At 47.1% G+C, this 13,212-nt stretch carries 9 protein-coding genes; 3 read left to right on the top strand and 6 right to left on the bottom strand.

The annotated features are described in order from the left end of the window. Window positions 1–89 precede the first annotated feature (89 nt). The 3 genes from QNM19_RS20575 to QNM19_RS20565 form a co-directional block, all read right to left on the bottom strand. A complete protein-coding gene (locus QNM19_RS20575) occupies window positions 90–2,435 on the bottom strand; it encodes a PKD domain-containing protein (protein WP_049863007.1) in 2,346 nt (781 codons plus the stop codon). Window positions 2,436–2,633: 198 nt separating this feature from the next. Then, window positions 2,634–5,777, bottom strand: coding sequence for an efflux RND transporter permease subunit (locus QNM19_RS20570; RefSeq protein WP_049863008.1), 3,144 nt, complete (start codon window positions 5,775–5,777; stop codon window positions 2,634–2,636). Between the two features lie 3 nt (window positions 5,778–5,780). After that, window positions 5,781–6,956, bottom strand: a complete 1,176-nt coding sequence (locus tag QNM19_RS20565; protein ID WP_049863009.1) for an efflux RND transporter periplasmic adaptor subunit — start codon at window positions 6,954–6,956, stop codon at window positions 5,781–5,783. 221 nt (window positions 6,957–7,177) lie between these two features. On the opposite strand from QNM19_RS20565, the gene QNM19_RS20560 reads away from it, so the two are divergent. After that, window positions 7,178–7,426, top strand: coding sequence for a YkgJ family cysteine cluster protein (locus tag QNM19_RS20560; RefSeq protein ID WP_082225305.1), 249 nt, complete (start codon window positions 7,178–7,180; stop codon window positions 7,424–7,426). A 134-nt stretch (window positions 7,427–7,560) separates the two neighbouring features. On the opposite strand, the gene map is transcribed toward QNM19_RS20560, so the two are convergent. The 3 genes from map to rsmF form a co-directional block, all read right to left on the bottom strand. Next, on the bottom strand, window positions 7,561–8,367 hold the full coding sequence (map, locus tag QNM19_RS20555; RefSeq protein ID WP_417712665.1) for a type I methionyl aminopeptidase: 807 nt from the start codon (window positions 8,365–8,367) through the stop codon (window positions 7,561–7,563). Continuing rightward, window positions 8,342–8,554: a ParD-like family protein gene (locus QNM19_RS20550; protein WP_049863010.1), complete on the bottom strand. Its 213-nt coding sequence runs from the start codon at window positions 8,552–8,554 to the stop codon at window positions 8,342–8,344. The genes map and QNM19_RS20550 overlap by 26 nt, the downstream gene beginning before the upstream one ends. 729 nt (window positions 8,555–9,283) lie before the next feature. Beyond that, a complete protein-coding gene (rsmF, locus tag QNM19_RS20545) occupies window positions 9,284–10,723 on the bottom strand; it encodes a 16S rRNA (cytosine(1407)-C(5))-methyltransferase RsmF (protein ID WP_284027155.1) in 1,440 nt (479 codons plus the stop codon). A 228-nt stretch (window positions 10,724–10,951) separates the two neighbouring features. Here rsmF and QNM19_RS20540 point away from each other — a divergent pair, with 228 nt between their 5' ends. Further along, window positions 10,952–11,965 (top strand): ArsJ-associated glyceraldehyde-3-phosphate dehydrogenase, encoded by a 1,014-nt coding sequence (locus QNM19_RS20540; RefSeq protein WP_049863012.1) that lies wholly within the window; start codon window positions 10,952–10,954, stop codon window positions 11,963–11,965. Between the two features lie 4 nt (window positions 11,966–11,969). After that, on the top strand, window positions 11,970–13,169 hold the full coding sequence (gene arsJ, locus QNM19_RS20535) for an organoarsenical effux MFS transporter ArsJ (protein WP_284027154.1): 1,200 nt from the start codon (window positions 11,970–11,972) through the stop codon (window positions 13,167–13,169). Window positions 13,170–13,212: the final 43 nt, after the last annotated feature.

Below are 13,212 nucleotides of genomic sequence, written 5' to 3'. Positions count from 1 at the left end.
AAATACAGGGTGAATAACGGGAGCTGCTCTGGGTTAGGGGAAAGTGATAAACAGTTGCAGCATGTTGCCGCAACTGTTTGAAAGTTAACTTACTCAATATCGCATTTTAGTGTTCCGCGACCTGTTCGGTAGCAAATTTCTCCTATATACAGCAATAGATCTTGTGGTAATACGTCTTCGATTAGTTTAGTTTGCGTGTCACCTTCATAACACTTAATGTCTTTGTTGCTTACCAGGCAGGTGAGAGAGCCGTTTGCCAGCACTTTATGTACGGTTGCATTCGCCGCAAGCAGATCAGTCAGTTCAGTGCCTCGATTTCCCCAACACTGCCAGCTGGCATCGCTGAGTTGAGCACACACATTGTTTGCGTCGACAGCGTTAAGTTTTGCAGCGAGTAATTGTGCTGGCACGTTTTTCACCGGGTTATCACCCTTGGCATTACAAACGACGGTACCATAATTGCCAAGCAAGCAGGCATAGTCGCCTTTAGTTATCACCTGTTTGAGTTCGACAGGGGCGTCCAGAGCAAGTGTCTGCCCCAGGGTTTCACTACAAGAATCAAATTCGCCATCTTTTACTTTACAAGTGTAGTCATCACCTTGGACAGTGTGGTTGCTTTCATATCTTAGTTCAACTTCGCCATAATCGCTCTGATCATGTTCATCTGTGGCGTGAAATTCAAGTGTCACCTTGCGTGCTAAGTCTCCATTATACTTGATAGATGCGCTGGTATCAGACACTTGCTTAATGGTTACATTGTCTTCCGTGCTTTTTGCCTGCCAGTGACTCGGTAAATCTTGCTTATCATTCAGGTGAAAAACTTGCCCAAACACTTGCGCCTCGCTGCCCATAATATAGGTTTCTTCTACGCCAGCATAGGGAATGACGATGGCGTTATGAGCCGTACCAATAATCGTACTTTCACGCACAATATCACCTGCTTTAGCAGTGACTTTTATTATAGTCAGGCCTTTACGGGTAATCGTTTTCTTATGCAGGTTCAGCGTTAAATTCTGACCCGCATGAATTGCTTCAAGGGTGTCATAGAGATCTCTATCGCTGCTGGAGACGATGACTTCTTCAATATCAACATCGCCATTAAATACCAGATCTAACGTATCAGGGGTATCCGGATAAATAGAAAACTCGCCGGGGTCTTTGACTATCATCAGTGTTTTAGCCACCGTGCTGCCGACGTAGGTGAAAAGAGCAAAGGTTGACTGTTCGGTCCCGTCTTTGAGTTTCACCTTGTACTCAATTTGCCGTGACGTTTGCATGATGTCTTCGTCAGGAATGGTAATCACGAGTTTGTTGTTAGATTGTTCCATCAAGTCTTCGCTAAACTCTGGAATAATCCAAGAAGCACTTTCAACATCGTCGAAATTAGTTAAGTTGGAATTTACCGTGATTGTTTGTCCTGGCACCGCGACCGAGCGGTCTACTGTGAGCTCCAGGCTTTGTAAGTCAGTGACGTTTTGCACCACAACGGTTGTTTCAGCCGTTTTTGTGATGTTACCCTTCATTGTTACAGTGAGCTGGAGTGTAAAGGTTTGGTTTGCACTCACTTCCGGGGCTTTAAAAGTATAGCTCGCTTTTCCTTGAGTTTGTTGGGAAGGCTGAGGCGTGCCTTGCCATTGCCACTCATAGCTGATGATATCATCGGTACTGGCCGTTGTTGCCTGAATTGTCAGCGAATTTTTTTCATTTACAATAACCTGCTCAGGCAGACTGACACTGAGTGATGGCTCAGATTCTGGCGTCAGTGTGACTTTAATAGTTTTGGAGATGACTTCGTCACTGGTGGTAATTTCGAAGATAATATCAAATTCTTGAGTTTGCGTGACCTTTGGTAATTCAATGCTGAAAGTACTTTGTCCCGCACGGGTGTCATGGTTCGACTGGGTATCCGTATTAGTCAATTCAAAACCGTCGCTTCGCCAGTTAATATTTTCTATTTTGGAAGTCATGGCGAAGGTTGCGGTAATGGATGCCTTGCCACCGCCAGCCAGCGTCAGGGTGTCGGTAAGCTCAATGTGCCCGGCAGTAGATTTGGGCATCAAAGTCACCTGCCAGGTTTTGCGTGCCTGGTTATTGTGACTGTCAGTGACCGTGTAGGTTAAGGTGACTTGCGTTTGCTCGTCAACCTCCGGGAAAGTCACATGATGGATGCCGTTAGTTGTATCGACAAACTTAACACCAGCAAGAGAGCTGGCCCACACTCCGGTGACTGAATCGTTTTCTGGATCCGTCACTGTGGTGGTCAGAGATAAGGTACCACCCGAGTTGACCAAGGTATTACCTTCCAGGCTGACGCTGGGTGCCTGGTTGACGACTTGCTGTGTATTGTCTGTTGAAGGCGATTTACTGTCGTTATTAGAAGAACCGCCACAGGCGGCTAGAACCCCAAAAGTGGAGAGCAGCAGATAGTTCCGCATTATTCATTCCTTTTATTGCGTTTTCATTTCAACATGCAGAGTACAACAAAAAGGTGCAATTTTGGAAACACTTATTTGTTCGATTGTGTATTTTAATTCATCAACAAATTTAAACGAATTGTGGTGAACAGAGGCGAAAATAAAAGCCCGATACGGGATCGGGCTTAGTTGGTTGGGTAGAACTAAGATTATAAACTGTTAGCTTCGCTGCAATGCTTCCTCATCAGCCTCTGGCTTTTTAATGCGCTTGATGATGCGTTTGAGATCTTCCAGCGCCACATATTGACAAGGGATCAGGATCAGCGTGATCACCGTTGCGAACAACACACCAAATGCTAAAGAGACTGCCATAGGTATCACAATTTGTGCCTGCAGGCTGGTTTCCAGAAGAATGGGGACCAGACCAATAAAGGTAGTCAGAGAAGTCAATAAAATCGCTCTGAAGCGTTTGCAACCAGCCTCAACAACGGCTTCCTTGATGGTCATTCCTTGCTCTCGTGCCTTGTTGACAAAGTCGACCATGACCAGCGAGTCATTAACTACCACGCCTGCGACTGCGATGATGCCAAAGAAAGATAAGCTGCTCATAGTCATACCGAGCACCATATGGCCAAAAACTGCACCTACGACACCAAAAGGGATGACTGACATAATCAGGATAGGCTGAGAGTATGAGCGCAGTGGAATTGCCAGCAGCGCAAATATGATCATCAAAGACAAGGCAAAGTCGCGAATTTGCTCAGCTACACTGTCCATTTCTTCCTGAATGCGGCCGGCAACACTGCTGCTCACACCCGGGTAGTTTTGCAATAGCGAAGGTAAGTATTCATCTCGGATCTCTTCAGCGATTTTGAATGGCTCAGCCTGATCTGTGTCAACCGATGCCCAGACATTGATAGTCCGTTTTGCATTTTCGCGACGGATGCGGTTGACTCCTTCGACCAGGTTGATATCGGCAATTTCTCCCAATGGGACTTCTGCACCGCTCGGCGTAATGATCCGGACTGACTGAATATCGCTGATGGTATTACGCTGCTCTTGCGGGTAGCGGATCATGACTTTGATCTCTTCACCGCGACGCAGGATCCGTTGTGCCTCAAGACCGTAGTAACTAAAATTGACCTGAGACGCCACGTCAGCCAGAGTGAGGCCCATGCTATAGGCAAGCGGTTTAAGTTCGAGCTGTACTTCTTCTGTGCTTGATTGCATGGAATCATTGACATCACCCACACCGGCAATGGTACGCAGCTTCTCTTTGAGCTTGCCTGCGACTTCTTGCAATGCTTTTTTGTCTTTGCCTTCCAGGCGGAAGCTAATATCCCCATCGTCCCGACCACCATTCATAATGCTGTCCTGAATATTCAGTGATTTTACCCCTGGTAGAGGTGGCATGTTTTCTCGCCAAAGTGCACTCAGGGCAAAGGTGTCGATAGGGCGCTTATGAGGTTCAACTAAAATGGCCATGATTGACGCTGTGGTTCTGCCGCGCAAATTGACAGACAGGTCTTTAATCATGTTTTCACCATACTGTGCTTCAATCTGCTTCTCAACATCCAGAATAACCTGTTCCACTTTTTTGGCCGTAGCCAAAGTCGCGGACTCGGACGATGACAGGTTCATATCTATGGTGATACGAGGGAAGTCATGGGGGATTTTAGGGTTTGCCACAAATTTCACCAGGCCACCTGCAAACATACCGCCGCTGACAATGATGATTGACAAGAATGCGACAATCACTGTGTAACGGTAATGGATACAGCGCTCGATAAAGGGGCGATACAGATTCTCAATGAAATTTTTAAGCGCACCATCAATGATAGCTCTGGCGCGGTGCAATGGGTTTCTAGGGTTATCCGGACGGTCTTTCATCGCTGCCAAATGCGCTGGCAGGATAAGCTTAGACTCAACCAGAGAAAACAGCAGACACAAAATAATCACGCCACCAATGGCTTTGGAGAATGCGGCGGCGGGCCCGGTTGCAAAGGTTTGTGGCAAAAATGCGGCGACTGTGGTTAATACCCCAAAGGTTGCGGGAATGGCGACACGCTTGACCCCTCGCACTACGTTATCCAGGCTGTGACCATGTTTTTCAATTTCAGCGTGGGCTGATTCGCCAACGACAATCGCATCATCGACCACGATGCCCAGCACCAGAATGAAAGCAAATAAAGAGGCGAGGTTAATCGTCACATCCAGCATGCCCATTGGCATGAATAAGAACGCCCCTAAAAACGACACCGGTAACCCCATCATGACCCAAAAAGCCAGGCGAACGCGTAAAAATAGTGCCAGCATGAGCATAACCAGGATACCGCCCCACAACATGTTTTCTACCATCATGTTGAGGCGGCCTTCAAGGTAATAAGTGAGATCGATGAAGGGTTCAAGCTCGACTCCCTGAGGCAATTGTGTTGCTTTGTCGGCCAGGTAAGATTTCATCACCTGAGCGACTTTGGTGATATCCTGATCTTTTGACGCTCTTACTTCAAATACCAGTGAGTTTCTGCCGTTGTAACGAGAGTACAACAGGCCTTCTTCAAAGCCATCTGTGACAGTCGCCACGTCTCCCAGTTTGATCTGTGCGCCATCAGCAAGCGTTAACAACGGCAGTTGCTCAAACTCATGTCCGCGATAGGCCTGATTTTCGACTCGCATTGATATATAACCGTTGTCTGAGCGGATCTGACCTGCCGACATATTGGCTGAGAAGTTCTTAACCGCCTCTGAAATGTCTCTGAATGTCAGACCATATTCACGCAGTCTATCTGGGCTAATCTCAATGCTGATCTCATAATTCAGGCCACCATTGAAGCCGACCAGGTTGACGCCGGGCAGGGCGAGCATCTCGTCGTGTATTTCATTTCCCAGTTGTTTCAGCTGGTGGAAGTTCATCTCGCCATTGAGAGATAAAAACATCACTTCTTGCTCAAACTTATCGCGACGGACTATGGGGCGCTCCATGCCGGCTGGAAAGGTTGATATAGAGTCGACCTGCATTTTTACTTCGTCCAGCACTTCCTGCGGGTCATACTTTTCTTCAACTTCAATCCAGGTTTGCGAGAAGCCACGGTTAGAGTAGGTGATCAGGCGTTTGATCCCTTCAAGCCCTTCCATAGACTCTTCAACTTTAATAGTGATCCCTTCTTCAACTTCTTGTGGTGCTGCGCCTGGGTACACGGCCTGAACACTCAACCAGTTGTTCTCAAACTGGGGAAACATCTGCTTGCGTATGGTAAAAGCACTGAGCAAGCCGCCCACCAGGATAAAAATCATCAGCAGGTTTGCCGCAACCGGATTGCGGGCAAACCAGGCTATTAAGCCTTTTTCTCGTGTGCCTTGCATAGATTACTCCTCCTTCAAAGCCAGTTGAGTCTCTGCGGCCATCACTGGCGATGCATCAAGGCGCAATTGCATTCCTTCCGTTGGGTACTCCAGTGCAGAGGTAATGAGCTGTTGTCCGTCGCTCAGGCCTTCTGTGGCCACCGCATATCCGTCTACTTCGCGAATAATGGTGACGGGCTTAAAAGTGAGTTGTTGATTCTGGTCAAGTAACGCCACTTTGCCTTCGCGTATCAAGTGACGAGGGATCCGCACCGCATTACTGACCGATACACCTTCTATCTGTGCATTCAGGTAGGTACCAAAGCGCAGTGGCTGGTTTGGGCTATCATATGGCGCAGCGACCTGAGCAACCAGATAAGTCATGCGACTTCTGTTATCGACAACGCCTTCGCTGCGTACAATAGTGCCTTGCCAGGATACGGCTTGCCCTGCAACTTTTGCTGATAATTTCACTGTGGCGTCTATACCATTGTTTTGCAGGTATCTCAGTTCGTGGTCCGCAACGGGTAAGCGGATTTCTGCAACGGATATTGCGTTCAGAACACCCAAAGTACTGCCAGGGTTAACAACACTGCCAAGGCTCAATGTACGATTGGTAATAATGGCATCATAGGGCGCCTTGATGTAGGTGCGCTCGAGATTACGTTTTGCTCGTTTGACACTGGCTTGAGCTGCTTTGAAGCGTGCCAGCTTTTCCGCCAGCTGAGGCTTGCGCAGATAAAGCTCAGAGGGAATAGTCGAGTGTGCATTGTCTTTAATACGTTGCCATTCTGTTTTGGCTACATGCGCCTGGGCTTGTTCAATCTCTAGTGCAGAATGCGCCTGAGCCAGGCTGGCTTCGGCTTCAATCAACGCCGCTTCGTAGTCATTAGGATCAATGCGCGCCAAGGTTTCTCCCTGGTGAACAAATCCGCCTTTGACAAATTTATCTGACAGCTCGATCAATTGACCACTGACCTGAGCGACCAGTTCAGTGCTGTACTTAGGGGTGACGAGCCCGTAAGAGTCGACCATCAGTTGCATTGGGGCCATATCAATTGGCTGCACTTCAACCAGCGGATGAATGACTTTTTCAGGTTTTTCTTCGGGCGGTTGCTTCATTGCAGAAAATGCAAAAGCGGTGGCCAGGCCACCGAGTAGCACCGCAACGGGTAATAGGATTTGTTTTTTACTAGCCACGAGTTATTCCTTCCATCAATAACGGTTGAATCGATTTCTCTAACCTGGTTAAGGATACGCGAACAGATGTGTCTAGGTGTTTTAATCATTTCAAATAATGTAACAAGGCATTGCAATCATGTCTGAATGCTTACCTATTGGTTGTGTGCTTGGTGTTTTCATCATTGGATTGGCGTATAATCACCGGCTTTATTCGTGAAATTCAAATTATGAAGGGTCTGATGGAGTGTCGTTTGGGTTGTGGTGCATGTTGCATAGCACCAAGTATCAGTTCGCCAATTCCGGGAATGCCGCAGGGCAAACCCGCGGGGGAGCGGTGTGTACAACTGGATGATGACAATTTGTGTAAGTTGTTTGGTGATCCCCGTCGACCCAAAGTATGTGGAGATTTCGTGCCTTGCGAAGATGTATGTGGGACAGATAATGCGCATGCCATGTGGCTGATCACTGAGCTTGAGCAATGTACTTAAAGCCATCATAAACAACAGAGAGTCAATTTGGGGAATAACCTAAACCGACCCTGAAATGTTTTAACATTGCTATTCAGCCCGCAATAAAAAGCTGTCTCTAACAATCAATGAGATGTAATCCCCTCGGGAGAGAGCTAAGTGTGTGATCTTGTATTGGCTGGCAAGCCACTTAATTTTTCTTCTTCTCGTAAGGTTAGCACTTCAAATCCTGTTGGGGTTACCAAGAGCGTGTGCTCCGCTTGAGCAGATAAAGCGCGATCTCTTGTTACCACAGTCCAGCCATCTTTGAGCGTCTTAACCCTGTGGCTACCTTGATTAAGCATCGGCTCAATGGTGAAGGTCATGCCGGGTATGAGCTTCAGTCCGGTACCGGGGCGTCCAAAATGCAGCACTTCAGGTGCTTCATGCATTTCAGTGCCAATTCCATGTCCGCAATACTCCCGCACGACACTTAACCCTTTTAGTCGTGCAAACGTGCCAATCGCATGGCCGATATCGCCCAGTGTTGCTCCGGGCTTTACCTGAGTGATACCACGCCATAGTGCTTTGACAGTGTTGTTTACCAGCGTCTGGGCTGCGTCACTGGCATTTGGCATCACGTACATTTTGCTGGAATCAGCAATGTAACCTTGATGTTTAAGGGTGATATCGATATTCAGAATGTCTCTGTCATCAATGACGTGCTTGGCATTCGGCATGCCGTGACAGACGACTTCATTAACTGACGTGTTAATTGAGTAGGGGTATCCATACTGACCTTTACTCGCTGGAATCGCACCAAGCACATCTACAATATAATGCTCAACGAATTCATCCAGTTGTAGTGTTGTAACGCCCGGTTTTACTTGCTCGTCCAGGGCTTTAAAAACTTGGGCTAACATGGCTCCAGACTCGCGCATAAGCGAGATAGCTGCATTATTTTTGATCGTGACCTGAGTCAATGGTGTCATTCCTTGTGTGATTAAGTTGTTGTCTGATTATTTGGGCAAAGGTCATATCTGGGTTCAGCTCCGCCAGTCGACCCATTTTGATCCAAAATTCTGCCTGAGCATTGATAGAGCGCGACATAACATGACTGGCCTGTCGTAGCTCTTCGTGTACTTCGTCTGAAATTTTAACGATACCCATTTTATATATGATTTATATATGATTCATATATAAATCATACATTGCTGTATAAAGAGGATGCAAGTTATTTTTGTCAGCAGATTGTCAATTCAGGTCACTGTTGCTCAATAAAGCACTCAGACTTCATGTCTTCGGGCGCTCGTGCAAGTATTTGCAATGAAAAGGGCGCAGTGTTTGTCGTATGTATTTCAGGTGCCAGCATTTACCCGTTTTCTTGACTGAGCGGTACTTTCTAATTCGGTTTGATATGGTCATGGATACAAACGTCGTGTTTCTGCATACCTGAGACAAGATTGTGTGCTGGCGGTGATTACTTAATTGAAATAGTACTTATCAGTAATATTACAGGTGGGGAAACTGTCTGCCTGTTCATGATTGATGATGAGTGCGTTGAACTTAAACACATTGGGTTGTTTCACATCTCTAACCAGTTATACAAGTGCAGCGTGGTTGAAACAAAGCGGTTTAAGGGACACTTGAAATGAGATCCCGCGGCATAAAAAACGCCCGACTCTGAGGGAGTCGGGCTTAGGGAAAGGCTCAATTTTGGAGCCATGCGCTAACTTAAAAACACCTTCTAATTACAAGGGAGAAGTAGAAAGTCATTTAAGTGTAGCCAAGGCTTCATAAAATTTACAAACATTTGAAATATTAATTACTTTATAAAAAACAATACGTTACTTACATATAAATGAATGGTCTTAAAATTATCAAAAACTTTTGTTCAGGTTATACCCAAGTTATTAACTGGCCATTGAGTACCAGATCGCGTGGTAGCTTGTTTTTGATTTTAGCTTTCTGCCACTTGCCGAGCCCGACTGGTGCGCCGCATAGTGTAAGTACCACCTCACCCTGTGCGGGTCCCGGGGGATCAAGGCGGATATCTTGTCCCTGAAAGTATGCTTTTGCTTGTGCGGGATCTAACTCAAACACATTGTTTGTTGCAAGGTGACCCAGGCAGGTAGCAAACTCGTGCTCAAGTTTGACCCCATTTTTATGGGTTGTGGCGACTTTAATGCCAATTCGTGAGTATTTGATTTTTTCCTGCAGTGTTTCCATATGTTGAGGAAATAACCATAATTCTTTGTCCCGACTCATTAGTGTGCCAGGTAAAGACTTGATCCCAAACTGTTGCTTAATGCTCGTTTCAAATGCTTGTCGGTCTTTTTTGCTGCCTGACGAAAAGGGAAATTGCCCTTTTTTCGTCTTTTGCTGTAGGTGCTCGACACTGCCTGTTTTTTTGAATTTGGCAATAAAAAAGCCTTCGCTATCGTAGAGTTGTGGCCAGACATGCAAGTAGCCTTGTGCCGTAGCGGCTTTGTTAGCATCCGGAAACAGAGTATTAAGCGGTACTATTTCAACGTGCTCTGAGAAGGTTTCGAGCAGGTGCTCACAGATCTGCTGGTTTTCTACTGGCGTCAGGGTACAGGTTGAATACACTAAAGTGCCACCGGGTTTGAGAGCCATAAAGGCACTGTGGATCAGTGTTTTCTGCACCTCGGCGATGTCCAGGTTCGATGCCAGTGACCAGTTCTTGAGCGCATCCGGGTCTTTGCGCACAGTCCCTTCTCCAGAGCAGGGAGCATCCAGTAATATATGATCAAAACTTTCATACATGTAATCACCAAACACCTGACCGTCAAAGTGCGACAATGCGCAGTTGGCTACACCCATACGCTTCAGTGTTGCGGCCAGTGTCTTTAACCGCGAGGAGGAAAGTTCATTAGCTATCAGAACACCCTGGTTGTCCATTAAAGCGGCCAGCTGTGACGTTTTTGACCCCGGCGCTGCGGCCATGTCCAGAACATGCTCTCCCGGAACCAGGCAAGTGGCCAGCGCCATGGGTGGCAGCATAGAGCTTGCTTCTTGAACATAGATACAGCCACTCAGGTGCAGGGCGGTATTACCGATAGGCAAGTTGGCTTCTTCTTCTGCTGAACGGGTTAGCCAGTAGCCCTGCTCGCACCAGGGAATAGGCTCAATGTGCCAGTTTAGTTGTGCTGCCTGATGTTCAAATTCTTGCAGCGACATTTTTAGGGTATTAACACGGACAGCGCGCCGCAGGCCGGTGCGACAGCTGGCAATAAAGCCATCCATAGTCAGGTGCGCCGGCAGGTAGCTGGCGACATCTGCAATAAAATCATCGGGGATATAAGTTTTGTTGTCCAAAGTCAGTATCTCTTGCACTTTTAGCGACTAGTTTACCACTAATTGACATCACACGGGGATAGACTGACCCCAAGAGGCTATATTCCTCGTAGCAAGGTAATGCTTTGCCATTTATCTTGAATATACGGAAAAACATATATAATATATTTCGCATATTTGGTTTGGAGGGTGAAGGCTTGTCCTGAAACGCTTCTGAGTAACTCCAGTGTAATTAAAAAGGTAATTCACATGACAATCAAAGTAGGTATCAATGGATTTGGACGTATGGGCAGATTGACCATGCGGGCATTATGGCAATCAGCAGACATAGAAATTGCAAACATTAACGACCCGGGTGGTGATGCGCATACACTGGCGCACTTGATGAACTTTGACTCAGTGCATGGCAAGTGGCAATTCGAAGCGCAAGCCAGTGATGCTAGCACTATGGTGATTGCAGATAAAAACATTACCGTGACGCAGCAAAAACAGATCGAAAGTATTGACTGGTCTGGTTGTGATTTGGTCATTGAAGCCAGTGGTAAGATGAAAACTAAAGAGAAGCTGGCAGGTTACTTTGAGCAGGGCGTCAAACAGGTCGTAGTAACAGCACCGGTAAAAGAAGAGGGTGTACTGAATGTTGTGATGGGCGTAAACCAGCAGCTGTTCGAGGCAGAGTCTCACCCCATCGTGACGGCTGCATCGTGCACCACTAACTGTCTTGCACCCGTTGTCAAAGTGTTGCAGGACAACATTGGTATTAAACATGGGTCAATGACCACAATTCATGACATCACCAATACTCAGACCATTATTGATGCGCCGCATAAAGATCTGCGCAGAGCACGCGCTTGTGGCACAAGCTTGATTCCTACTACGACTGGATCGGCAACCGCCATAACTCATATATTTCCGGAACTGAAAGGGAAGCTGAATGGTCACGCGGTGCGTGTACCGCTGACGAATGCGTCCATCACCGACTGCGTATTCGAAGTAAATCGCGAAACAACCGTCGAAGAAATCAATAGCTGGATGGAGCAGGCTGCACAAGGAGAATTGGCGGGTATTCTGGGTTATGAAACTCGCCCTTTGGTATCCATAGACTATAAAACGGACCCACGCAGCGCCATCGTTGATGCTCTGTCTACTATGGTCGTGAATGGCACCCAGGTTAAGCTTTATGTTTGGTATGACAATGAATGGGGCTATGCAAATCGCACTGCTGATCTTGTGCGTTACGTGATTGCTCAGCGTTGGGGATAAAAGCGTGTTGCAGCAGTTATCCGCGCCAATAAAGCAGTACCTGGTAATTACCGGTAATTACTGGTCGTTTACCCTGACCGACGGTGCACTGAGAATGCTGGTGGTGCTCTACTTCCATCAACTGGGTTACAGTCCGCTCGCCATTGCTTCCTTATTTTTGCTTTATGAAGTCTTTGGTGTAGTGACCAACCTGGTTGGTGGCTGGTTGGGTGCCAGGATGGGCCTGAACAAAACCATGAATGTCGGCCTGTTTTTGCAAATTGTCGCGCTGCTGATGCTGGCCGTGGACCCACAGTGGTTAAGTATTGCCTATGTTATGGTTGCACAGGCTTTGTCAGGTATTGCCAAAGACCTCAATAAGATGAGTGCGAAAAGCGCCATTAAGTTGCTGGTGCCCAAGGAGCAGGACGGTGTTTTGTTTAAGTGGGTTGCAATCCTGACTGGCTCGAAAAACGCACTCAAAGGGGTTGGCTTCTTTCTGGGGGGCTTGCTGCTGACCCAGCTGGGGTTCCAGGGGGCATTGTGGTTTATGAGTGCGATGCTACTGGTAACCTGGTTACTTAGTCTGGTACTGCTCAAGCAGGATCTGGGTAAGAAGAAGCATAAGCCGAAATTTTCTGAGATGTTTTCGACCAGCAAACAGGTCAACTGGCTGTCAGGTGCAAGACTGTTTTTGTTTGCTTCCAGAGATGTTTGGTTTGTGGTGGCATTGCCGGTTTACCTGGCCAGTGTATTCGGCTGGGATCACTGGTGGGTTGGCGGATTTATGGCTTGTTGGGTCATAGCTTACGGGCTGGTTCAGGCAAACGCGCCTAAATTGTTAGGCAAGCGGCGCTCTAATACCCAGCAGGCATTTATCTGGGTGGCTACGCTTTGCTTGCTGCCTGCGCTTATTGCATTGGCGTTGTGGTATGAGTGGTATATTCAGATTTCCATTATTGCGGGTCTGTTGATATTTGGTGCGGTGTTCGCCGTTAATTCTTCTTTGCACAGTTTTTTGATAGTGCACTTTGCGGATGAAGACGGGGTATCTATGGATGTCGGATTCTACTACATGGCCAACGCTATGGGGCGCCTGGCTGGCACAATCTTATCAGGACTCGCGTACCAGTATGGTGGCCTGATTAGTTGTTTGTTGATTTCCAGCGTTTTGCTTGTGTTAGCGACAGTACTTACCTACGGATTGCAACGCCATACCAGATGATAAACTCTCCAAAATAGCGTAAGCCAACTGATTCTAACCAGTT

It is taken from the genome of Pseudoalteromonas ardens (assembly GCF_030125445.1).
GTDB lineage: Bacteria > Pseudomonadota > Gammaproteobacteria > Enterobacterales > Alteromonadaceae > Pseudoalteromonas > Pseudoalteromonas ardens.
The sequence above is the reverse complement of the archived record's forward strand: the minus strand, read 5'-3'. Positions and strand labels throughout refer to the sequence as shown.